The sequence below is a fragment of the Clostridium sp. CTA-6 genome, assembly GCF_054768115.1.
This window is the reverse complement of record NZ_BAAAAU010000001.1, coordinates 33,841-58,873: the sequence shown is the minus strand read 5'-3', so window position 1 is coordinate 58,873 and position 25,033 is coordinate 33,841. Positions and strand designations below refer to the sequence as shown.

At 27.7% G+C, this 25,033-nt stretch carries 25 protein-coding genes; 3 read left to right on the top strand and 22 right to left on the bottom strand.

The genetic code is table 11. The annotated features are described in order from the left end of the window. Positions 1-128: 128 nt before the first annotated feature. From aroA to mraZ, 21 genes are all read right to left on the bottom strand, one after another. The gene (gene aroA / locus ACYUDJ_RS00245) at positions 129-1,457 is read right to left on the bottom strand and encodes a 3-phosphoshikimate 1-carboxyvinyltransferase (RefSeq protein ID WP_003486528.1); all 1,329 of its coding nucleotides are present in this window, start codon (positions 1,455-1,457) and stop codon (positions 129-131) included. 179 nt (positions 1,458-1,636) lie between these two features. Further along, the gene (gene aroF / locus ACYUDJ_RS00240) at positions 1,637-2,440 is read right to left on the bottom strand and encodes a 3-deoxy-7-phosphoheptulonate synthase (RefSeq protein ID WP_003486529.1); all 804 of its coding nucleotides are present in this window, start codon (positions 2,438-2,440) and stop codon (positions 1,637-1,639) included. A 99-nt stretch (positions 2,441-2,539) separates the two neighbouring features. Further along, positions 2,540-3,232: a 5'-methylthioadenosine/adenosylhomocysteine nucleosidase gene (locus tag ACYUDJ_RS00235; protein WP_003486530.1), complete on the bottom strand. Its 693-nt coding sequence runs from the start codon at positions 3,230-3,232 to the stop codon at positions 2,540-2,542. Continuing rightward, the gene (gene aroB, locus ACYUDJ_RS00230) at positions 3,233-4,321 is read right to left on the bottom strand and encodes a 3-dehydroquinate synthase (protein ID WP_042385189.1); all 1,089 of its coding nucleotides are present in this window, start codon (positions 4,319-4,321) and stop codon (positions 3,233-3,235) included. Between the two features lie 308 nt (positions 4,322-4,629). After that, positions 4,630-5,289, bottom strand: coding sequence for a DivIVA domain-containing protein (locus ACYUDJ_RS00225; protein ID WP_003486536.1), 660 nt, complete (start codon positions 5,287-5,289; stop codon positions 4,630-4,632). Positions 5,290-5,304: 15 nt separating this feature from the next. Further along, positions 5,305-6,075: a YlmH family RNA-binding protein gene (locus tag ACYUDJ_RS00220; protein ID WP_043031837.1), complete on the bottom strand. Its 771-nt coding sequence runs from the start codon at positions 6,073-6,075 to the stop codon at positions 5,305-5,307. Beyond that, a complete protein-coding gene (locus ACYUDJ_RS00215; RefSeq protein WP_003486541.1) occupies positions 6,076-6,351 on the bottom strand; it encodes a YggT family protein in 276 nt (91 codons plus the stop codon). Between the two features lie 15 nt (positions 6,352-6,366). Beyond that, positions 6,367-6,825, bottom strand: a complete 459-nt coding sequence (locus ACYUDJ_RS00210) for a cell division protein SepF (protein WP_003486542.1) — start codon at positions 6,823-6,825, stop codon at positions 6,367-6,369. A 20-nt stretch (positions 6,826-6,845) separates the two neighbouring features. Beyond that, positions 6,846-7,517 (bottom strand): YggS family pyridoxal phosphate-dependent enzyme, encoded by a 672-nt coding sequence (locus ACYUDJ_RS00205; RefSeq protein WP_042385192.1) that lies wholly within the window; start codon positions 7,515-7,517, stop codon positions 6,846-6,848. A 93-nt stretch (positions 7,518-7,610) separates the two neighbouring features. Beyond that, positions 7,611-8,342: a DUF881 domain-containing protein gene (locus ACYUDJ_RS00200; RefSeq protein ID WP_003486546.1), complete on the bottom strand. Its 732-nt coding sequence runs from the start codon at positions 8,340-8,342 to the stop codon at positions 7,611-7,613. Next, complete coding sequence (locus ACYUDJ_RS00195) at positions 8,343-8,693, bottom strand: small basic family protein (protein WP_003486548.1); 351 nt, start codon at positions 8,691-8,693, stop codon at positions 8,343-8,345. A 32-nt stretch (positions 8,694-8,725) separates the two neighbouring features. Next, positions 8,726-9,439: a DUF881 domain-containing protein gene (locus ACYUDJ_RS00190; protein WP_003486550.1), complete on the bottom strand. Its 714-nt coding sequence runs from the start codon at positions 9,437-9,439 to the stop codon at positions 8,726-8,728. A gap of 10 nt (positions 9,440-9,449) precedes the next feature. After that, the gene (locus ACYUDJ_RS00185) at positions 9,450-10,220 is read right to left on the bottom strand and encodes a cell division protein FtsQ/DivIB (protein ID WP_043031836.1); all 771 of its coding nucleotides are present in this window, start codon (positions 10,218-10,220) and stop codon (positions 9,450-9,452) included. 321 nt (positions 10,221-10,541) lie between these two features. Further along, entirely contained in the window at positions 10,542-11,654 is a 1,113-nt protein-coding gene (gene spoVE / locus ACYUDJ_RS00180) for a stage V sporulation protein E (RefSeq protein ID WP_003486555.1), read from the bottom strand. Between the two features lie 78 nt (positions 11,655-11,732). Continuing rightward, positions 11,733-12,686, bottom strand: a complete 954-nt coding sequence (gene mraY, locus ACYUDJ_RS00175; protein WP_003486557.1) for a phospho-N-acetylmuramoyl-pentapeptide-transferase — start codon at positions 12,684-12,686, stop codon at positions 11,733-11,735. A 34-nt stretch (positions 12,687-12,720) separates the two neighbouring features. Continuing rightward, the gene (locus tag ACYUDJ_RS00170; RefSeq protein WP_003486559.1) at positions 12,721-14,109 is read right to left on the bottom strand and encodes a UDP-N-acetylmuramoyl-tripeptide--D-alanyl-D-alanine ligase; all 1,389 of its coding nucleotides are present in this window, start codon (positions 14,107-14,109) and stop codon (positions 12,721-12,723) included. Between the two features lie 116 nt (positions 14,110-14,225). Next, a complete protein-coding gene (locus ACYUDJ_RS00165) occupies positions 14,226-15,674 on the bottom strand; it encodes a UDP-N-acetylmuramoyl-L-alanyl-D-glutamate--2,6-diaminopimelate ligase (protein WP_003486561.1) in 1,449 nt (482 codons plus the stop codon). A 230-nt stretch (positions 15,675-15,904) separates the two neighbouring features. Further along, positions 15,905-18,085, bottom strand: coding sequence for a stage V sporulation protein D (locus ACYUDJ_RS00160; RefSeq protein WP_042385197.1), 2,181 nt, complete (start codon positions 18,083-18,085; stop codon positions 15,905-15,907). Positions 18,086-18,100: 15 nt separating this feature from the next. Further along, on the bottom strand, positions 18,101-18,604 hold the full coding sequence (locus ACYUDJ_RS00155; protein WP_042385199.1) for a cell division protein FtsL: 504 nt from the start codon (positions 18,602-18,604) through the stop codon (positions 18,101-18,103). Between the two features lie 82 nt (positions 18,605-18,686). Further along, positions 18,687-19,616: a 16S rRNA (cytosine(1402)-N(4))-methyltransferase RsmH gene (gene rsmH, locus ACYUDJ_RS00150; RefSeq protein WP_003486569.1), complete on the bottom strand. Its 930-nt coding sequence runs from the start codon at positions 19,614-19,616 to the stop codon at positions 18,687-18,689. Positions 19,617-19,695: 79 nt separating this feature from the next. Further along, positions 19,696-20,124 carry a division/cell wall cluster transcriptional repressor MraZ gene (gene mraZ / locus ACYUDJ_RS00145; protein ID WP_030034702.1) on the bottom strand — a complete coding sequence of 143 codons (429 nt, stop codon included), beginning with the start codon at positions 20,122-20,124 and terminating at the stop codon, positions 19,696-19,698. Positions 20,125-20,880: 756 nt separating this feature from the next. Between mraZ and ychF the strand changes: the two genes are divergently transcribed. Both ychF and trhA read left to right on the top strand, forming a co-directional pair. Further along, positions 20,881-21,978, top strand: coding sequence for a redox-regulated ATPase YchF (gene ychF / locus ACYUDJ_RS00140; protein WP_003486574.1), 1,098 nt, complete (start codon positions 20,881-20,883; stop codon positions 21,976-21,978). Between the two features lie 119 nt (positions 21,979-22,097). Beyond that, on the top strand, positions 22,098-22,736 hold the full coding sequence (gene trhA / locus ACYUDJ_RS00135; protein WP_003486575.1) for a PAQR family membrane homeostasis protein TrhA: 639 nt from the start codon (positions 22,098-22,100) through the stop codon (positions 22,734-22,736). Between the two features lie 90 nt (positions 22,737-22,826). Here trhA and ACYUDJ_RS00130 read toward each other — a convergent pair whose 3' ends face one another. Further along, entirely contained in the window at positions 22,827-23,753 is a 927-nt protein-coding gene (locus ACYUDJ_RS00130) for a M28 family peptidase (protein WP_003486578.1), read from the bottom strand. A 364-nt stretch (positions 23,754-24,117) separates the two neighbouring features. Between ACYUDJ_RS00130 and nadA the strand changes: the two genes are divergently transcribed. Then, on the top strand, positions 24,118-25,032 hold the full coding sequence (gene nadA / locus ACYUDJ_RS00125) for a quinolinate synthase NadA (RefSeq protein WP_003486579.1): 915 nt from the start codon (positions 24,118-24,120) through the stop codon (positions 25,030-25,032). Position 25,033 lies beyond the last annotated feature (1 nt).

The window sequence follows — 25,033 nt, the reverse complement described above, 5'->3', positions numbered from 1 at the left end:
TTAATTAACCTAATTTTTGTTACCATTTTATATATAATAACAATTTCCTTATTATAATAACTACTGCTCTTTTAAATTAAAATTGTATATTATAATAATTTTTTTATATATAAAAAATTTAGACCTATCTAAATCAAATCGTAATCTAAATTAAATAAACTTAAAGAATTAGGAAATGATATTTCTGTGCATTCGTAATCCTTAATTAAAGTATGTTTTTTATTTCTTAAAGATAAAACTAAAAAAGCTAAAGCTATTCTGTGGTCTTTGAAACTTTCTATCTCTAAGGATTTATCTATGTAGGATTTGTTTCCTTCTATAATTAAATCTCCATTTTTATATGCAGATTTTACCCCAGCCCTTTTTAAATTTTCTATAATAGCTTCTACTCTATCACTTTCTTTAAATTTCAGTTCTTCTACAGATTTAAATATAGTTTTCCCTTCACTAAAGGCCGCTATTACAGAAAGTACTGGTATTTCATCTATTATATTAGGTATAATATGTTTTTCTACTGTAATACCCTTTAAATAGCTTTCTTTCACACATATATTTCCTACAGGTTCACCATTTAATAACTTTCCCTTTTCTATTTCTATATTTGCTCCCATATTCCTTAAAACATTTATATATTCTATTCTGCCTTCATTTAAAAGTACATTTTTTATACACAAATTAGAACCTTCTATAAGTAAACTTGCTGAAATTAAGAAGGCTGCTGAGGATATATCTCCCGGTACATATATATCTTTACTATTTAATTTAGACTTTTCTATAGTTACTTCTTTTTTAAAAGTACTTTTCTTTCTATCCTTAGAATATATATTCCTTATATTTATATAAGCATCTAAATATTTTAACATTCTCTCCGTATGATCTCTGGTAGACTTATCCTCTACTATTGTGGTTTTTCCTTTTGACATTAAACCTGCTAACAATATACAGGATTTTACTTGGGCGGATGCCACTTTCATATTATATTTTATAGAATTTAATCCATCATGCTTTAAAAACTTAAGAGGTAGTTTATTATCTTTGCTTTCTATTTTTGCTCCCATTTTTTCTAAGGGCTCTATAATTCTTTTCATAGGTCTACAGCTTAAAGAGTCATCACCTATAAATTTTGTTTCTGCCCCTATGCCACTTAAAACACCCGCCATAAGTCTTACTGTGGTTCCTGAATTTTTACCCTGTAATACTTCTGGTTTCTTATTAAAATTTTCATATCCAGGGGAATTTACCTTTAAGGTATTTCCTTCTACCTTTATATCTACTCCAAGTTTTTTCATGGAATCTAAAGTAGCCAGACAATCTAAGTTCTTGGGAAAATTATAAACTTTATATTCTCCTTTAGCTAATGCTCCTATTATTAAAGATCTATGACCTATAGATTTATCTCCTATTATTTCGTATTCTCCCGTTAAGCTTTTTTTTAAACCTTTAACCAATAAATCCATTTTTATTCACCAATTTCTTAATATTAATTTAGATTTAATATAATTTCATAATTATGTTAAGCTATTTTCAACTTATTAGTACAAATTTCAATAAAAATATTTTTACTTATAAAATTTTAGAATAATTTATTCAGTACCCTAGAAACCAAAAATCATAAAAATTCCCCTATAATATTTTATCAATATAATATTTTATCAATTTGTTTTACTTTATTGATTATTTCTTTCATCTCTTTAACATTTATAGTCTGTCTAGCATCAGATATAGCATTATCTGGATTTATATGACTTTCTATTATAAGCCCATCCGCTCCTGCTGCTATAGAAGCTAAAGCCATTGGTTTTACATATTCTCTAAAACCTGTGGCATGACTTGGATCTACTATTATAGGGACTCTATATTTATCCTTTATTACTGCTACAGTATTTAAATCTAGTGTGTTTCTTGTATAACTTTCAAAAGTTCTTATACCTCTTTCACATAATACTACATTCATATTACCTTCACTCATTATATACTCTGCTGCATAAATCCATTCATTAAGAGTAGCACTCATGCCTCTTTTTAAAAGAATAGGCTTTTTTATCTTTCCTACTTCTTTTAAAAGAGTATAGTTATACATGTTTCTTGAACCTATTTGTATCATATCAATATAATCATAAGCTTCTTCTAAATCCCTAGCATCAATTACTTCGCTTACTATGGGCATGTTAAATTTATCTCCACATTCTTTTAAAATTTTAAGTCCTTCAAATTTTAACCCTTGGAAAGAATAAGGAGAAGTTCTTGGTTTAAAGGCTCCTCCTCTTAACATATGAGCTCCTAATTTTTTAAGGCTTCCTGCTATAGCCATAACTGTTTTTTCATCTTCTACTGCACAAGGACCTGATATAATTACTTTTTCTTCTCCTCCTATAACTATATCTCCTACCTTGACTATAATATTTTTACCATTTTTTCTATCTATTAATAATTTTTCCATTAAAATATCACCTACGAAAATTTCTTTCTTTTCTCTCTTCTTTAGACTAATGTTTTATATACTATTTTAAACTTTTAGATAACTAAATATCTGATAAATTTATATATTTGTAAGCATTCCTTTTAATATGTTGGTGGAATTTTTTATAGCTATAGTCATAAAATCTTCATACTCCATATGAGCTCCTGTACTTGCATTATCTGATATGGATCTTATAACTACAAAAGGAACGTTATTTAAATAAGAAACCTGAGCTATACTTCCACCCTCCATTTCACAAGCTAGTGCATTAAACTCTTTGCACATCCATTGAACTCTTTCCTTATCATTTATGAATTGATCTCCTGTGACTATTCTTCCTACTAAACATTTATGGTCTGTTCTATTCTGGAAGGCCTTTTTAGCTTTCTCTATTAATTCAATGTCACATTTAAAATCAAATGTATCTAATCTTGGAATTTGTCCTATTGGATCTCCAAAAGCAGAAGTATCCATATCATGTTGAACTAAACTATTCGCTACTACCACATCTCCTGGTAATACATTTTCTGCTGTTCCTCCAGCTATACCTACATTTATTATTTTATCCACTTTAAAATCATCTATGAGTATCTGAGCACAAACTGCTGCATTTACTTTGCCTATACCGCATCTTACAGCTACTACATTGTTTCCCCAAAGTTTTCCAAAATTAAAAGTCATATTGGCTTTAACTTGCTTTTTTTCTAAATCTAATTCCTTTAATAATAATTCTAATTCCTCATCCATTGCACCTATAATACCTATTGTCATTTATTTTTCCTCCCTATCTATACTTTCTTTTATAGCTTTAATAATCTCATTTTCTTCCACTTCTACTTTTACCTTTACTTTACCTACTTCCTCTAGTAAAGCAAATCTAATTTTGTCTCTATTTTTTTTATCATGTCTTATAGCATACAAAAATGTTTTATAGTTGTCAACTTTATAGAAAAGTGGTAAATTTAACTTTTTATATAACTTTACTATATTATTATATATGTTTTTATCTAGATTTAGCTTTTTTTCTGACAATTTTAAAGCTACTAATATGCCTAAAGCTACTGCTTCTCCATGAGATATCTTGTAATTAGAATTAGCTTCTATGGCATGCCCTACGGTATGACCAAAATTCAAGGAATTTCTCATACCTAAATCTCTAAAATCTTCTTCTACAATAGCTGCTTTTATAGATAAACATTCCTTCACTATATGAATAAGTTTGTCTTGCTCTCTTTCTAGTATAAATTTAATATTCTTTTCTATAAAATAAGATAAATCGTTCTCCCTTATTAAAGAATATTTTATTATTTCTCCTAATCCGTTTAAAAACTCTCTTTCACTTAAGGTCTTCAAAAAACTAGTACTCACATAAACAAAGACTGGATTATAAAAGTTTCCTATTAAATTTTTTATTTCTCTATGATTATAAGCAACTTTTCCTCCTATTGAGCTATCTACTTGAGCCAATAGTGTAGTTGGTATATTTATAAATCGGATACCTCTCATATATGTAGAGGCCACAAAACCTGTAATATCTCCTACTATTCCTCCACCAAAAGCTATTAATACACTATGCCTATTAGCATTATTATCTATTAAAAAATCATATATTTTATTTACTGTATTAATATTTTTGTTTTCTTCTCCCGTATCCATGACAAATACAAAATATTTATTTTTATTTATAAATTGCTCCATCTTATGTTTATATAAGCTATATATATTTTTATCCGTTACTATAAATATACTATCTGTATCCTTTATCTTATTTTCTAAAAGTATATTGTGAAACCTATTTAAGTTATTGTTTATGTATACCCTATGCTTAAGTTCTAAACTTTCTAATATTATTTCTTTCATAACTTCACCTACTTTCATATATAAAGTAATTTGGATAAACAGAGTTCTTAGCTTTACAGGGAGTTTTTACTCCCTGTAAAGCTAAAAAATCGTTATCCAGGGACGTAGCTGCTCTTTACTCATATGGGAGTATTAGAGTGGGTAATCATCGGATAAATTTATTATACCATATAGCCAATATTTTATTAGCATATTAGGTATAATTTCACTTTTTTATTTATTAAAAATAATTTATTAATTATAAAGCTAAAAACTTTTTTCATTTATATAAATTAAAAGAGTTTTTGCTATATGCAAAAACTCTTCTATTAATCCTCTTTTATATAAAAACTCTTTATTTCATTATTATTTTTGTTTAAAGAAGAATTATCTATAGTAATATCTGAAACTTTAAAACTATGTTCCCTAGTTTCTGAATTATCTATCTCATTTACTAAAGCTCTACTATCTTGAACTTCAATCTCCTTTTCAGGCACAAATTTTTCTTCTATACCAGTACCAAGATTATAGTTTTTCATAAATTCTTTTTCCATTTCATAAAACATATCCATTTGAGTTTTCATAAATGTTTTATATCTATTTCTAAATTTATTAAATTCTTGTTTTGTATACTGGAATTCATCATTTATTTTCATAACATCTTCTTGAGATTTTTCTATAACCCTTTTAGCAGAATCATTAGCATTTTTTATTATTAAATCTGCTTCTTTTTGAGCTGTTTCCTTTGCTTGCTCTGCTGCATTTTGTGCTAACAAAAGAGTATTTTGTATAGTTTCTTCCATTTTATCATAATGGTTTAATCTCTCTTCTAATGTATTTACTCTTTCTCTTAAAGATGAATTATCTTTATATAGCTCTTCATAGTCCTCTGATATTTTATCCAAAAACTCATCTACTTCATCACAATTATATCCTCTCATGGATTTTTTGAATTGTTTATTCGTAATATCCATTGATGTTATCTTCATAGAACACACCTCAAATCAAATAAATTTTTTAAATAATATTTTAATTCTTCCTTTAGCTGTTTCTCCTATAAAAGAATCCATTTTAAATTTACCATATCCTCTTATAGTCACTATAGATCCTCCATGTATTTCTTTGTTTTTAGATTTAACTTCATCATAATCCACAAATACTTTTGAGGATCCTATTAAATCTAGCGCCTTAGTTCTTGAAATATTACATAGAGATGCCACTATAGAATCTGCTCTATTAGAAGAAACAATAATAGACTTTTCTTGAAAATTAAACTCAGGAATCACCTGAGTTTTTAAATCCATCTTTTCTATTCTACAGGGTGCTTTAGCTATATGATCTAAATTCATATATATATATTCGTATAAATCTTCATAAATAGGTACATAACAACTGTTTTGTTTTAAAACCAAATCTCCCATTTTTTCTCTCTTTATACCTAAGGATGTTAAAGCACCTAAAAAATCCTTGTGTTCTAGATTCACAAATTTAGAATTATAGTTTATTTTAACTAGAACTATTGGAAAATCTTCAGTATCATAAACATTAAATCCTATAATTTGTCTTTCTGCATCTTTAAAAACTCCAAAGATATCTATTTTCAAATTTAAAAAGTGAGCCAATTCACAAGAAACTTTACATATGTTGTTAGTACAAAAATAAGATGAAAATAGCTGTTTCCCTGTTTTTTCTGCCAAAATAGCCTTATTATATATATCTAGCAATAAACTCTTATCTTCTATATTTACTTTATTTAAAAATTTTTTTTTGTTCATTTAGAACATGCCTAAAATAATAAAAACTAAATTTCTTAAAACATCTAATAAAACAAAAGCAAATATAGGTGAAAAATCTATCATCAAATTAGGAGCTATTTTATTTTGAAAACTTCTTGCAGGTTTCATAAGTGGATCCGTAAGACTATGTATAAAATTAGTGAAAGGATCCCTTCTTCCAGGAGCTATCCAAGATAATAGTACATCAATTAAAATAGCTCCTTCTAAAAGCCTAAATAAAAGTGATACCGCTGTTGTTATAGTGTTAGATACCATATTTGCCTCCAAATTTTATTTATTCCAATTAAATATGCCCTTACTAGATATTAATTGACTTTTAAGTTCATTGGTAACTTCTACTGTTGAGGGTGCTAATATATATACAGACTTTTCTACTTCTTCTAAACTACCACCTAATGCATAGCTTGCACCACCCATAAAGTCTAGTAATCTTTGGGCTATTTTAGTTTCTAAATCAGTAGTATTTACTATTATTATTTTTCTATTCTTCAATTCATCACATATATCTACAGCTTCTTCATAACTACAGGGTTTTATTATTTTAACTTTAGCTGAAACTGCTGTATGTATACTTACTACTTTATTATTTCTCTTTGTATTTGAAGATATAAGCGGAGTTACTTCTTCCTCTACTGTTTCTTCTTGTCCTTCTACTTCTTCTAAATCCTCTTCTAAATCATCCTCTAGGCCTAAAAGTCCAGCCATTTTATCTAATATTTTACCTGACATAATGTTTACCTCCTTAATAATTACTTTATATCATAATTTCTTTTTCCAAAAATTCCTTGTCCTACTCTTATCATATTAGATCCTTCTTTTATAGCAATAGGGTAATCTCCTGTCATTCCCATAGATAAGTATTTCACTTCTATATTTTTAAAGCTTTTATTTTGTAGTGTTGAAAAGATTTCTTTCATTTGTCTAAAATATTTAGCACATTCCTCATCAGATCCTTTAGGTATTATGGCCATAAGACCCTTGGCTTTCACATTTTCACATTTTTCTATAGCATCTAGCATATTTCCTAAATCTTCTTTATATATGCCATATTTACTTTCTTCTTTTCCTATGTTTATCTGAATTAATACATTTGCTATCTTATTTTGTTTTTTATATTTATCCTCTATTTCTTCTAAAAGTCTAATACTATCTAAAGAATGTATTAAATAAACCTTTCCTACTATATACTTTATCTTATTTCTCTGAAGGTGGCCTATTAAATGCCATCTTATATCTTTTTTTTCTTTAAAATACTCTATTTTATCTACAAGCTCTTGCACCTTATTTTCTCCAAAATCTCTCAATCCAGCCTCATATGCTTCCTCTATATATTCTACTGGTTTAGTTTTGGATACCCCTATAAGAGTTACATCTTTTGGTAAACTTTTTTTTACGCTATTAATATTGCCTTCTATTTCCAAAGTCATGCCCCCTTACAGCCTTAATTATTATTTACTTTATAATATTCTCTATAAAATCTAAAAGTCCTTCAGAATTAAACACTTTTAAACTAATTATTTTTCTGTGGATTTTATATTTTTTGGTTTTTTATCATTACTATAAGCTGGTACTATTATTTTATCTTTTTCTTGTATATCCACATATATTTTTCTAAGCATTAATATTTGAAGATACCCATCATTTCTAAGCATATATTCTTTAATTGATGTTTTATCACCTATAGCCTCAATATAAAAAGGAGCTAATAATTTTATTCCCCCATTTATTCCAATAAAAGTTCCATCACAATATATATCAGAAACATTAGTTATTCTTTGACCATTTAAAGATATAGCCTCCACTTTAGCATTTTTTAAATCATTTATAACCTGTATAATATCTGTATTATGTATTAATTTAAGTTTATTTTCTTCGTAGGTTCCTCCTTCAAATAATTCCTTATCTGCATCATTTAATACTATTCTTACTCCTGGTCCTTCTACAGGTATAGTTCCTAATTGCAATTTGTTTTGAAAAATTTCCTTATTAACCTCTTCTCTTATTTCTTTGTCGTTTGACAATTGATTTTCATATTTTTCTAACTTTTCATAGTAAGCATTATATTTTTCCTTTAAGTTACTAACTTCTGCATATAATTTATTTTTTTCATTAAGTGATTCTTGATATTGTTTTACATTTAAAAAAGTTCTAGCATTTACCTTTTTAAAACTTATATTCATGGAGATTAATATTCCTACGGCTATAGAAGCTATGAATATAAATATAGTAGCTTCGTTATTTCTCATCTATTTCACCTCAGTATGAGATTTAGCTTTTTCTATAAGTATTCTTCTTATTACTCCAAAATTATCAAATATTCTGCCTCCAAAAACCACTACAGCAGCTAGATATATAGGAACCCCCATTTTATCTCCTAAATAAGCTAGTCCCGCTGCCAATACTGCATTACCAAAAAAGCCTGATATAAATATATCTGCATGGAAGTTTTTTGCAAGTGAGGCTCTTAAAGCTCCAAATACAGAATCTAAGCAAGCCAATATAGCTACTGACATATAAGGTGAAAATTTATCTGGTATATTAACTTGAAAGACTGCTCCTATTACAATACCTATTATAAGTCCCAAAAAACCTATCATATAAAAGACCTCCTAATTACTTTTAGTAGAAATTATTTTTCTTCCACAGGTTTTGCATATTCATTTTTATAAACCTTGTTATATTTTGACATTTTTATTTCATCTTTTTTTTCATACTTTATATCACATATAGCTTTAAAGTCCACAAAGACCTCTGGGAAATCTATTGTGGCATATAATAAGTCTTTGTTTCCTATGGCCTCTATAGTTATCCTTTTATTAGGAGATACTCTCTCATCATTAATCATTATATAGTTTCCAGCAATCCTTATACCCGTTCTATTAACTATTCTTATACCATTTATAGCTATAGACTCAGCCCCTGCAAACCTTAATTCATTTACTAAATAGACTAAATGCTTGTCTGTTATCTTATCACTCGGAGTAGATCCAAATATATCATTTATAGGATTTAAATATATTACTACACCTGGTCCCTTTACATCTGTATTTCCAGTTAGCAGTCTTGTGGTTTCAAGCTCTTGAAGTAAATTTTTAGTAGCATCACTTTTAGAAGAAGCCTTATTCTCATAATCTTTTAATTTTCCTTGAAGTTCATCTACTCTTTTCTCTAATTCTGTTTTTTCTTTTTTATATTGATCGATTTCTACAGTAACATCTTCACTACTTTTACTTGTTATATTTAGAGTTTTTTCTTGTTTTACTATAGATTTAAATTGATGAGATAACATAAATCCTAATATAGCACAAACCAATGCTATACTAATTTGTGAAGTCTTTTTCATTTCTTACCTCCTATTTTTCTATATAAAATACAGGATTTCCTTCATAACTCACATCTACATATCCCTTTTTTGCTTTTTTAAGTTCATCCCTTTTTAAAATATTTACAGCTGTATTTAATTTCTTTTCTATTTGGTCTGATGTGCCTATTTTTACGCATATACCCTTGGAATAAATTCTAATATCCAATAAATTTCTTAGATCTAACTGAGCAAAAACTACATCAGAGGTATTATTTTTTAATAGTACTCCAAAATCATTTAAAATTTTTACTGCTCTTTCATCCTTAGATTTTAAAGGATTTCCTATTTTAGATTCATTGAATTCAAACCCTTGTAAATTGATAAGTTTCATATTTTTAATGTCTTTTCTTTTTTCTAATAGGCATCCATTCTTAGATATAATAAAAAAGTCTTTATCCACTTTATTATAAAACAAAGCTTCTCTTTCTTTAACATATATCTGTAATTTATTAGGAAATTTTTTTGTGATTTTTACTTCTTCAATATATGGATTCAATGAAATATTCTCTATTGCATCCCTTTTGTTAGCATAAAATATATTATTCCCTGTTTTAATAGTAGAAGTATCTTTTATTAGCTCTTTAGATATATTTACATTACCTTGTACCTCAATTGATTCTATATTAAAATAAGGTATTTTAAGGCATAGGGTTACCAAGATAGATATTAAAAATATAAATAATACTACTATCCTTTTTATTCTTTTTCTCTTTTTTTTTATTTTTATATATTCGTCTGTGCTTATTAAATCTTTACTCATTATTTTACCTACCTAAATACTTAATTTATTATAACTTAAACTTAAATTTATTTTAACATTTTAATTCATTTATTTCATTAAAAAATAATTACAATATTTAAAATATATATTTTTAATATGAAAAACACTTATACATATTGTATATTAATTCTTTATAATACTATTTTAAATTTTATTAAAGAATTTTTATTTTATAACAATTCTTATAATAAAATTATAGTATACTTCTTTATATAAAGCCAGTTAACTATATCCTGATATTCTTAAATTAATATTAATTTAAGAATATATAAAAAAATAGCAACTAAATGTTGCTATTTTTTATATAGTATTTTCAGTTTGTCTAGATATATTAAGTAATATTCCCATAGCCATTAAATTAATTGCTAAAGAAGATCCTCCATAACTTATAAAAGGAAGAGGAACTCCTGTAACAGGCATGGATCCTGTTACAACAGCCATATTTATTATGGCTTGAACTGCTACTATAGATGTAATTCCCGTAGCTAAAATAGTACCGTATGTATCTTTCGCTTTTGTAGCTATAACTATTCCCCTCCATATAAATATTGAGAATAAAATAACTATAAGAATACATCCTATCAAACCTAATTCTTCACCTATTATTGAAAATATAAAATCATTGTGGGGTTCCGGTATATAGTAACATTTTTGCCTTGATCTACCTATACCTACTCCCCAGATACCTCCAGATCCTAAGGCTAATAAGGATTGAATAAGCTGATATCCAGTATTTTTAGGATCCTTCCAAGGATCTAAAAAGCTTAAAAATCTAGCCATTCTAAAGGGTTCAAAATATATACCTGCTACTCCTGCTAATCCAACTACTAGCATTACAAAAGATATATGTTTAGTTCTAGCTCCTGCTACATATAAAATGATTAAAGTAACTATCATTATAACAGCTGCTATACTAAGATTTTTTTCTGCAAATACCAAGCCTGCATAAAAGCCTGACACTAATAGATATGGAATTATACCGTAAGCAAAGCTTTTAATTTTTTCTCCTTTGGACTCTAAACTTTTTGCCATATATATAACCACTATATATTTAGCTATCTCTGATGGTTGAAGAGATGCTGGACCTAATCTTATCCATCTTCTAGCTCCTTTTACTGGCGGAAATATAAAAACCATAAGTAATAAAACTATAGTTATAAGCATTAATTTTTTAGTATGTTTTTTGTATTTATGATAATCAATTTTAATGATAAAGAGCATAGATATTATTCCTATAATGGCTGCTACTCCCTGTTTCTTTAAAAAATAAGTACTATCTTTTATATTTGGATTGAAAAAGGCACTGTAAGAACTAGCACTATAAACCATTATTACCCCTATAGATACCAATAAGGTTATGGTAACAAAAAGAGTAAAATCTATGGCGCCTAATTTAGTTTTAGTTTTTTTCATATCCCGCTAATTCCTCCTATTAGATTACTTATAGATTCAAAATAAATTCATAGCTATAATTACATTATCTAATGCTTATTATACTGCTAAGAAAGCAACTAAACATAATATTACTGTAATTATTGAAAAAACAGATACTACTTTAGTTTCATGCCATCCACTTAGTTCAAAGTGATGATGTATAGGACTCATTTTAAATACTCTTTTTCCTGTAAGCTTAAAGGATATAACCTGTATTATTACAGATAAAGTTTCTAATACATATATTCCTCCTACTATTACAACCAATATTTCCAACTTTAGTATCATGGCTACTGCGGCTACTGCTCCACCTAAAGCTAAAGAACCTGTATCTCCCATAAATACTTGTGCTGGAAAGGCATTATATCTTAAAAATCCTAAAAGGGCTCCTGCTAACACTGCACAAAATATAGCTAAAGTATAGTGACCCATTCCAAAGCTTACCAAAGCAAAGAAAGTCATAACAAGTAATGTAACAGACGTAGCTAATCCATCTAATCCATCTGTTAAATTAACGGCATTAGTGGTGGCTGCAAAATATATTATTATACCTGGTATATAAAACATTCCTAAATCCACACTTTTCCTAGTAAAAGGCATTATTATTGAAGTACCTATATTAGGATTATTGGCAGAATAATACCCAAATATACCAGATACGACTAAAATCAATAACATTTTTTGGTAAGCCCTTAGTCCTAAATTGTCTTTATGAATTATTTTCAAACCATCATCTAAAGCGCCTATTATTCCAAAAGCTATAAATGCATATAAAGCTACCATAGCTTCATCCCCTGGCTTTCTTATAGTTAACGCCATTGTTATTATAGATGATAATATAAATATCACTCCGCCCATAGTAGGAGTACCTGCTTTTTTTCTATGACTTTTTGGTCCCTCTTCTCTTATATTTTGTCCGAATTTAAATTTGTGTAATAAAGGTATTAATATTGGTCCTCCTAATATAGATATTAAAAACGCTAAAAGCACTGCATATACTATTCTATTCATAAATAATTGCTCTAACTTGTGAGCAAGTCACCTCCTATTTTTCTTGTTTTATCCTTAGTTCTTTTACTATTTCTTCTAGCTTCATAGCTCTAGATGCTTTAACTAATATTATATCACCATCTTTTATTATATTTTTTATGTATTTTGCTGCTTCTTCATTATTTAAAAAGCTTTTATAATTCTCTTTGTTTATTTCTTCAAAACCTTCCTTATAGGCTTCACTAAACTCTCCTATAGAAAATAATAAATCTATTCCCTTTTCTTTTGCATATTCAGAAACTTCTCTATGGGCTCTATACCCCTCATTTCCAAGTTCCCTCATGGAACCTAATAAAGCTATAGTTCTTTTTCCTTTTACATTTTTCATTACATCTATAGCTGCTTTCATAGAATCCGGACTTGCATTATAACAGTCATTTATTATAGTAAAGCCCTTCTCTTTAATAATGTCTAGTCTCATAGAGGTAGCTTTTAAATTTTTTATTCCAGTTTGTATATCCTCGTAGTTCATATCTAAAACTTTTCCACAAGCTATAGCTGTAAGAGAATTAAGCACATTATGCTTTCCAGGTACATTTACATTAAAGCCTTTATAGGCTGTTTCACCTTGTTCTAATACATCAAATTCTATACTTTCCTCTTCTAAATTTAAATTCTCTCCATTAAAATCAAATTTTTTCTCTGTACCTATTTTGCATACCTTATATTTATCACTTTCAAAATTTGATAGAAGATCATTGTCTCCATTTACTATTAAAATACTATCCTTACTAAAGAAATCTGTTACTTCCAATTTTGCTTTTAAAATATTTTCTCTAGATCCTAAATTCTCTATATGTGATATCCCTATATTAGTTATTATAGCTATATCTGGTTTTGCTGCTTCTGCCATATTGTGTATTTCATTAAAATGATTCATACCCATTTCTAAAACTGCTATATCATAACTTTTATCTAATTTAAAAATCATAAGAGGAAGTCCTATCTCATTATTAAAATTTCCTTCTGTTTTAAATACTTTATATTTTTCTGAAAGCACAGCCGCCACTAAATCCTTTGTAGATGTTTTTCCTGTAGATCCAGTAATAGCAACCACTTTTATATCTAGTTTACTTTTATAGTATTTAGCTAAATCTAAAAGAGCCTTATTAGTACTCTCTACCTTTATTACATAAGAAGATTTACCTATTTTTTCTTTATCAAAATTTATTTCACTTACTATGCATAAAGACGCTCCCTTTTCTATGGCCGTTTGTACAAAGTTATTTCCATTAAAATTTTCTCCTTTTAGGGCTATAAATATATCTCCCTTTTCTATTTTTCTTGTATCTGTACTTACTGAATTATATTCATCTTTTTCTCCAGTTATCACTAACTCACCATTAACTGCTTTTATTATTTCTTCTAGTTTAACATTTTCCACGCTAACACTCCCATTTCAGAGTAATAATCTTTTTACTATTATTTTCTAACCAAATGTAATTATAAATCCATCTACTTTATATTAAAAATAATTTAAATAATTATATTTAATATAATTTATATTTCTTTTATTAACTCCTCTATTACTTCTCTTTCATCAAAATGAATAGTTCTATCCTTTAATATCTGATAATCTTCATGGCCTTTTCCTGCCACTACTATAACATCATTTTCTTTGGCTATTTCCATAGCCTTTTTTATTGCATCTCGTCTTCCTTCAACCACTATATAATTATCTTTTTCTATACCTTCTAGCACATCTTTTATTATAAGGGATGGATCCTCTGTTCTTGGATTATCTGAGGTTATTATAGCTATATCACTTAAATCTGATCCTACTTTTCCCATAATAGGTCTTTTAGTTCTATCTCTATCTCCACCACATCCATATACACTTATTAATCTTCCCTTTGTGAACTCTCTAGCAGTAGCTAATATATTTTCTAATCCATCTGGTGTATGGGCATAATCTACTATAACATCATAACCTAAATCATAGTTTTTAGTTACAATTTCACATCTTCCTGGTACAGATATATCCCCTAGTGCTTCTTTTATAGTTTGTAAAGAAATCCCCTCTAAAAGGCAGGCACCAATACTTCCTAGCGCATTATATATATTATATTTTCCTGGTATATTTAAAGCTATGGTTTCTTTTTCATTTTTAAATATAGTATCAAATTCTACTCCTCTAGAATGCATGTGTAAATTTTCTGCTTTTAAGTCACAACTTTTTTCTACTCCATAGGTTACTTTATTCCCTAAAGCTTTCTTTAATACTTTTTCTCCATAACTATCATCTATATTTATCACTGAATTTTGGGCATTTTTAAATAAAATTAGTTTGGAGTTAAAATAGTTTTCAAAGGTTTTATGAAAATCCAAATGATCCTGTGTTAGATTTGTAAATATAGCCTCTTTAAATTCTACCCCATAAACTCTATCTAAATATAAAGAATGGGAAGATACTTCCATAACACAATAATCTACTTTTTCATCTACCATATCTTTAAATAATTTTTGTAGTTCTAAAGATTCTGGCGTAGTTCTATTGGATTCTATTTTTTTATTTCCTATATAATTTGCTATAGTTCCTAAAAGTCCTACTTTATAGCCTGCTTTTTCTAATATAGCTTTCATCATAAAAGTAGAAGTAGTTTTCCCATTTGTTCCTGTAATACCTATTATTTTAATATGTTTAGATGGGGTACCATAATAATTAGATGCCATTATAGCTAAGGCTTTTCTACTGTCTGGAACCTTTATTATAGTACAATCCTTGTAACAAGATAAGTCTTCTAAATCTTTCTCACAAACAATTACTTTGGCTCCATTATCATAAGCTTTTTTGGCATATTTATGACCATCTGTTGCATATCCCTCTATACAAACAAATAAATCTCCTTCTTTAACCTTTCTTGAATCATATTCTATTTTTTCTATCTCCTTTTTATCCTCTTTTACAAAAGAATATTCTAATGACTTTAGTATTAAACTTAAATCCATTGTAACACTTCCTTATCCCAATTATTGTCGCTTAATATAATAACAATAAAATCATATTTAATTTTTGTAAATAAAAAATTTTATTTTTTTATTCACATATCCTTATTTCATTATAGTTTCTTATGTAATTTTTTTAAAGTCTATTAATTAAATTATTTATGTAGAACTAACAAAATATTAGCATGCAATACACAGAATTCTGTACTACTGCATGCCAATTTTTTATTATATTAATCTCCTATTGGTTCTGCTTTTAAGTTAACCATAGTTCCTTTTTTAACTTCCTTATTTGCTTCTATACTTTGGTGAGAAATAATTCCATCACCCTGTATGTCCCCTCTTAATCCTATACTATTTAATACAGACATAGCCTGTTCTACAGTATGGCCTTTTACATTTGGAACAACTACTACTTTATTATAATTTTGATTGTTTCCTGTGTAAAGAACGATTTTACTACCTTCTTTTACAGTATACCCTGGTTTAGGATTCATATCTACTACATATTCTCCTTCGGACTGTATTTCACAATCTAATTTTAAATCCTTTAATATTTTTTGTGCTTCTTCTTTTGTCTTACCTCTAACTTCAGGAATAGTTATATCCTTTAAAAGACTTTTAGCTATATCTTCTCCTTCTGCATCACTTTTCAATGCTAAATAATTAAATATATCTTTAAATAACCCCTGTGCTGCTGGAGCTGCTATTTGACCTGCATAGTAATTTGAAGGATCCGGTTCATCAATAGAAACAAATACTGTTATTCTTGGATCATTAGCTGGTGCCATTCCTGCAAAGGAAGCTACATATTTACCAGGCATATATCCACCCTTACCAGCCTTTTGAGCTGTACCAGTTTTACCACCTATATGATAACCTGCTATATAAGCCTTTTTACCTCCCCCTTCTGCTACTACTTTTTCTAAGTAGCTTCTTAGGGTAGCCATCTTATTGTTATTTAAAACTTGCTTACTATCTATAGTGTTTTTCTTTTCTATTATTTCTTTATTTTTTTCCTCATCAAAACGACCTACTTCTTTCATAACATGAGGTTTTATAAGATTTCCTCCATTAGCCACTGCATTAAAAGCTTGGAGATATTGTACTATAGACAACGTGTTAGCTTGACCAAAGGATATTGTAGCTAAATCTATATCTGATATATTTTCTGTTTTCTTTGTTATCCCTGGTGCTTCTCCTGGAAGATCTATACCAGTTTTTTTACCGAAACCGAATTTTTGAATATATGAATTTAATTTTTCTTTACCTATCTTATGACCTAACTGTGCAAAACCTACGTTACAAGAGTTTTTAAGTATCTCCACAAAGTTTTGAGTACCATGTCCTCCACTTTTCCAGCAACGTATAGTTCTTTTCCCTATAGTTATACTTCCATTACAAGTAAACTTATCCTCGGAGGTTATTAAATTTTCTTCTAAAGCCGTAGCTGCTGTAAAGACTTTAAATACAGATCCTGGTTCAAAAGTATCATTAACCGATCTATTTCTCCAGTTTTGTTGAAGTTCTTCATAGCTTTTCCCTTCCTGCCAAGGATCATTAGGATTATAATCTGGCTTATTTGCCATAGCTAGTACTTCTCCAGTTTTAGGATCCATTACTACTACAGATACTGCCTTTGCTTTGTTATCCTTTAAAGCTTGCTCTGCTGCTTTTTCACTAAAGTGTTGTATCATTTCATCTATAGTTAATATTAAATCTTTTCCATCCTCTGGTTTAGTGTATTCTGAAATAGTATAAGGTAATTCCTTGCTTTTATTATCCGTTTCAGCAATTCTTACCCCTGGCTTACCTGATAATATATTGTTATAGTACAATTCTACCCCTGTAAGTCCCCTTCCATCGGAATTTGTATGTCCTAATACATGAGATAAAAAATTATTATTAGGGTAGTATCTTTTAGTATCTGCAGATACTAAAATTCCTCTTAAATCTAATTCCCTTACCTTGTCAGCCTTGTCCTTTTCTATTCTTCTTTTTAAAGTGGCAGAGGCTAAAGGTAATCCACTTGGAAGTTTTTTATCCAATACTTTTTCTACTTCTTTTTGTTCCATATCTAATGCTTTTGAAAGTTTTGATGCTACATCATTTTTAGACAGCTTTTTTTCTTCCATAGTACTTCTCAAAGTATTCATATCTAAATCTACTCTGTACACATTAGCACTTACTGCTAGCTCGTTGCCATTTCTGTCTAGTATTCTACCTCTTTTAGCATCAATTTTTACTTCACTTGTCCATTGATCCACAGCTTTTTTTTTCAACATTGGAGACTGACCTATCATTATAGTTCCCATTTTTATTACTAAGCCTATAAAAGCTAAAATTAAAAGAGCAAATATAAACACCATTCTTTTTCTAATTATTACTTTGTCTCTGTACTTACTATTTGACAATTATGTTACCTCCATTTAAAATAGCACTTTCTTTAAGTTAGAAAAAAACTCTAAAAAAGCATTATGCTTTTCTCCAATATGATTCTTAGAATCTTCTTTTTTAAAATTATTATAGCTTAAATCCGTATATATTGCTGAATCTTTATCAGGGGGTACCATTTTAAGGTTTTGTCCTGCTACCTTCTCTATATTGCTTAAATTGCTATGGTGAACTAATTCTACCTTCAAATTTTCACTTTCCTTTTCTACTTCTGATATCTCACTATTTACACTACTTAACTCTTTTTGCATACTATATAATATTCCATATCTAGCAACTAAAGTAACCCCTAATATAAAAGCTATTATAATATTCCTTAAAGTTTTGAATTTCTTTTTTAAAAGCTTTTGTTGTATTTTTTTATTCCTTTTGTATTGCTCTTTTTTCTCTTTTTCTTTATCTTTTTCTATCTGTGGTTCATACTGTGGTTTTAAAACTGTATTCCCACTAAATCTGTTTTTTCCTTCTAACATTACCAATTTATTCAGCCTCCTTCTGTTTTATAACTATATTTTTAAAGTATTGGATATAAAAATTTTTAAAAGCATTAAATTTATATATTTAAATTCTTCTACATACTCTAAGTTTTGCACTTCTACTTCTGGAGTTAATTTCTTTTTCTTCCTTTGAGGGTTCCATTGGTTTTTTTGTTATTATTTTTATTTGTGGTTTCTTTCCACAAACACAAATTGGAAAGCTTGGTGGGCAAGTACAAGGTTTTTCTAACTCTTTAAATTTCACCTTTACTATTCTATCCTCTAATGAGTGAAAGGTTATTATACTTAATCTTCCATCTTTATTTAGTCTATTTACACTATCTTCTATAGCTTTATTTAATATTTGAAGTTCCTTATTTACTTCTATCCTTATAGCTTGGAAGGTTCTTTTAGCAGGATGCCCTTCCCTTTGAAACTTAGCTGGAATGGCTTTTTTTATTATCTCTACTAATTCCCCTGTAGTCTCTATAGATTTTTCTGTTCTTCTTTCTACTATAAATCTAGCAATTTTTCTAGAAAATTTTTCTTCTCCATAATTTTTTAATATCTTAAATAGCTCTTCCTCTCCATAGCTATTTACTACATCGTAGGCTGAAAAATTTTCATCTCTATTCATTCTCATATCTAAAGGTGCATCTTTCATATAACTAAAGCCTCTTGAAGCTTCATCTAATTGGTAAGAAGATACCCCTAAATCCATTACTATACCATCAACTTTCTCTATATCTAGCTCTTCTAAAATACTATCTATATTATAAAAATTATTATGTACATAAATTACATTTTCGTAATCTTTTAATCTTTCTTTAGCTGCTTTAAGAGCACTTGTATCTTGATCTATACCTATTAATTTTCCCTTGTGAGATAATTTTTTTAATATTTCTTTAGAATGTCCTCCACCACCTAAGGTACAGTCCACATATATACCATCTTCCTTTATATTAAGTGAATCTATAGTCTCTTCTAATAATACAGATATATGTTTAAACTCCATGTGTATCCTCCTAATGTAATTCATTTACACTTATTTTATAATTAAAATTAAATCTAAATAGTTAAAATATAACGAATGATTATATTCCCAATTCGCTCATTTGCTCTGCTATACTATCATAATCTATATTAGAGTTATTATATTCTTCCCATTTTTCCCTACTCCAGATTTCTATTCTATTGGAAACTCCTATACTTACTATTTCCTTTTGTATTTGTCCATATTCTAAAAGGTTTTGTGGTATTAGTGTTCTCCCCTGTTTATCTAGCTCTAATTCATGAGCTCCTGAGAAAAAAAATCTTACAAAAGCTCTGGCATTTTTATTAGTTAGAGGTAAAGTTTCTAATTTTTTCTGAAGAACCTCCCACTGACTTTTAGGATATACATAAAGACAACCATCTAATCCTTTAGTCAATACAAAGTTCTTTCCTAATTCCTCTCTAAACTTTGCCGGGATTATAATTCTATTTTTTGTATCTAAACTATGATTATACTCCCCTATAAACATATCTCCACCCCAATTGGTAATTTTCACTCCACTTTAAACCACTTTAAACCACTATCAAGGTTAATATTCTATATTTTCATTAAAATTCCTTCTATTAATTTAAATATTTTTACTCCAATTTTTAAATTAATTTAAAATATTAATAAGATTAACAAAATAAGGTTTAACAGCCCTATTATTAAGTTTTCTGAAATCTAATTCGTTTTTTTAAGTAATTTCCCCTTATTTATATAAAATATAGTGATAAAAAAACAAAATTTTATTTAATATTCTATTAATTTTTAGACATATTTTGATAAAATATTTTTATATCCTATATTATATATAACTAAATAAAATAAACCTGTCATTTTCTCTATAGTAATTTTATTTTATTGTTATTTTTATTGCACTTTTAAAACTTTTTTAAATTATTTTAAAATTTATATAAACCTATCTATTTATTTACAAAAACTCTACATCCAATAAAAATATCCTCTCTATAAAACTTAATATAATGATATATTATTCTTTAAACTATATTTCTAAAATACATAATATAAATATAATCACCCTATTGTTGAAATAAACTTTAGCCTTTAGTATAATTTAATAGGAAATTATAAAAAACTAATTTTTTTACAAAATCTAGCTCTATTTATAAATTGAATATTATAACTTAAATTATTTTTTCATTTAAATTATAAGTTGTTTTATAAATTATTTAGATTTTTTTAATTACATAACGTCAATATAAAAAGAAAGGACTGTACATATATGAAATTAGGAATAGTTGGTTTACCTAACGTAGGTAAAAGTACATTATTTAATGCAATAACAAAAGCAGGAGCTGAATCTGCTAACTATCCATTCTGTACCATAGAACCAAATGTAGGAGTAGTTAGTGTACCAGATAAAAGATTAGATGTTTTAGAAAAAATGTATAACTCTAAAAAAAAGGTTCCTACTGCTATTGAGTTTTATGACATTGCTGGATTAGTTAAAGGAGCAAGTAAAGGAGAAGGACTAGGAAATAAATTCCTATCTCATATAAGAGAGGTTGAAGCTATTGTTCATGTAGTAAGATGTTTTGAAGACTCAAATATAGTACATGTAGATGGCTCTGTAGATCCTATTCGTGATATAGAAACTATTAGTTTAGAGCTTATATTTTCTGATATAGAATTAATGCAAAGAAGAATAGAGAAAAACAGTAAGTTAGCTAAGAGCGGAAACAAAGAAGCCAAAGCAGAAGAAGATCTTATGAAAAGAATAGTTGCTCATTTAGAGGAAGGTAAGCCTGTAAGAACTTTGGAACTTGAAGAAGATGAAGAAAAATTAGTTAAAGGTTATTTCCTTTTAACTTCAAAACCTGTTTTATATGCAGCTAATGTATCTGAAGATGATTTAATGTCTGGAAACCCTGAAAATGAATTTGTTAAAAAGGTTAAAGATTTTGCAAAAGCGGAAAATTCCGAAGTAATAACTTTATGTGCAAGACTTGAAGAAGAATTATCCACTTTAGAAGATGATGAAAAGACTGAAATGCTTTCTGAATATGGATTAGAAGAATCTGGACTTGATAAGCTAGTTCAATCTAGCTATAAATTATTAGGTCTTATAAGCTTTTTAACTGCAGGTCAAGTTGAAGTTAGAGCTTGGACTATAGTTAAAGGCACAAAAGCACCTAAGGCTGCTGGTAAAATTCATACTGATATTGAAAAAGGCTTTATAAGAGCAGAAGTTATATCCTACGATAAACTTATAGAATGTGGTTCTGAAGCCCACGCTAAGGAAAAAGGATTTTTTAGGCTTGAGGGAAAAGAATATGTAATGCAAGATGGAGATATTGTAAACTTTAGATTTAATGTTTAATCTATATCATTACTAAAAAATCACTATGGATTTACCATAGTGATTTTTTAGTAATATATTGTGCATATTTTTACCATTATAGTATAATATAATATATATATTATAAAGGAGATATGTTTATGTTAAATGAATTTTATACTAAAGGTGAAGAAATAGCAAATGCTATAACTCATGGTATTGGTGCTTTATTATCTATAGCTGCTTTGGTTATTTTGATTGTATTTTCAGCTAAATATGGGAACGCTTGGTATGTAACAAGTTATAGCATCTTTGGAGCATGCCTTTTTATATTATATTTGGAATCCACCTTATACCATAGTCTTCAGGGCAAAAAAGTAAAAAAATTATTTAGGATATTTGATCATTCCTCTATTTTTCTTTTAATTGCAGGTACCTATACGCCCTTTATACTTACTTCTCTTAGAGATCCTTTAGGTTGGACTATATTTGGTATAGAATGGGGGCTTACTTTAATAGGAATTATCTTAAAAGTATTTACAACTGGTAAATACGAAAAACTATCTACCGGAATATATATTTTTATGGGTTGGCTTATAATGCTTCATGCTAAAAAATTAGCTTTAGTTATCCCCAGAATATCCCTTATATATCTTATAGTAGGTGGTATTATTTATACTGTTGGAGCTTTTCTTTTTATGTTAGATGATATACCTTATAACCACTCAATATGGCATTTATTTGTAATAGGTGGAAGTGTTTTTCACTTTTTCTCACTTTTCTATATGATACCTAGATAAAATTAGATATAATAAACAAAAACACTGTGAACTATATACTTTCATAGTGTTTTTTTTAATTATAAAGTTATAAAAATTAACTCGAACAAATTAAATTTTTTTCAATATTTGTCTTGTTAACCATTGAATATTTTCTAATTCTAAAACATTATCTTTTAAGCTGTGTACATTAGGAATATAATACCCTCCTGGTATTATACTGTTATTGGAAAAAATTATGCTTACAGCTGGATTTTTTCTAAATGAAAAGTCATCGGATAATGGGTAATATTTACACATAAATTTCTTACTATTATTTTTATAAGAAGTTAAAGCAATTTGTAACAAATCAGCTAATTCATAATCTAATTCCTTTGAGTAATATACTATAGGTATATCTCCTATTCCTACACAATCAAAATTAATTATTTTCTTCTCTTTAAAATATTTGTCCTTTTCTTCCCAATACTTTGATAGTAAATTAGATCCTAGCAAACCACTCTCCTCATTATCTAAAAATACTATTTTTATTTTATCCACCTTTTTCTTCAAACTCTCATCATTTTTTAATTCATATGCAATATTTAAAAGGGTTATCACTCCACTTGAGTTATCATTGTAATTTTTTTTATTTTTTATAAGCATAGGGAAAATAATTAATATAACTACTACAATATAAGACATACTTATATTTAATGTATTTCTCATAAATCTAATTATCAATGAAATAATAATAATATATATTATGCTACCTATTATTTGCCTTGTATGACCAAAAAGTTTAAAAATAAATCCAAGGAACTTAGGCATAGTACCTGGAGTATCATAATGAGCTGTAAATATAATATCTGCATTGCCTTCTACTGTACATAAATTCCTACATTGCTTTACGTTTTTCCCTTGTATTATCTCTGTTTCATATCCTAAAGATTTTAATTCCTTATCTACAAATTCTAAAAAATTTGTTTTTTCATTGTAAGTATGTCTTATTCCAAAATCTTTAGTAATTTTATTAGAAATATAATTTAAATAGTTCATATATCCCCCATTAGCATTTTATTAAAATCTATAATTTTATAATTTGAAAAATACCATATTAATATTATGTATATCAATTGCTATGAAAATTATTATATTCATATAGATTGTATACAAATGAATTATAGCATGTTTTATCCCCTATTTAAACATGAACTAAGAAGTGATTTACATAAAATAGCAATTTTTTCTGTGCCTATATATCTTACTATCCTTAATTATCCTCTTCACACCCTTACCATATGGATAAATAATGCAAAATATACTTCTTTATATACTTGATATTAAGATTTCATAATGGTATATTTTATATACAGCTGTATATACATTTGTATATAAAATATGTATACTTTCGGAGGATTATATGAGAACAAATTTAAAAGATAAAATAGCCTATTTAAAAAGAGAAAGAAATGCCATAATACTTGCTCACTATTATCAAAAACCTGAAATTCAAGATATAGCAGATGCAGTAGGTGATTCATACTACCTAAGTAAAATAGCAAAAGATTGTAGTGAATCCACAATATTATTTTGCGGAGTAAAATTTATGGCTGAAAGTGCTAAAATTCTTTCTCCTGATAAAACCATACTTTTGCCTGTATTTGATGCTGGATGTCCAATGGCAGATATGGTATCCAAAAAAGATGTATTAAGTTTAAGGGAAAATCATCCTGACGCAAAGATAGTATGTTATATAAACTCTTCTGCTGAAGTAAAATCTGTATGTGATGTTTGCTGTACTTCATCGAATGCAATAAACATTATAAAAAACTTACAAGAGAAAAAAATAATTTTTATTCCAGACAAAAATTTAGGAGAATATGTACAATCCCAAATACCAGATAAAGAAATAATATTATGGAATGGTTTTTGCATAACTCACCACAAAGTAAGATTAGAAGAAATTGAAAAAATTAAGAGCTTACATACTAATATAAAAGTTTTGTGTCATGGAGAATGTAAAAAAGAAATTCGTCATGCTTCCGATTTGGTAGGAAGTACAGGAGATATTATAAAATTTGCAACAGAAAGCAATGATAAAAAATTTTTAATAGTTACTGAAGAAGGAATTCTTTATCAGTTAAAAATAAAAAATCCAGAAAAACAATTCTATTTTCCTGAAGAAGGAATGAACTGCGTAAACATGAAAAAAACTTCTTTAAAAAATGTTTATGATAGTCTTTTAAATTTAAATTATAAAATAGAATTAGATGAAAGTTTAAGATTAAAGGCCTATGATGCTCTTATAAATATGCATACTTTAGGAGGCAAATAAT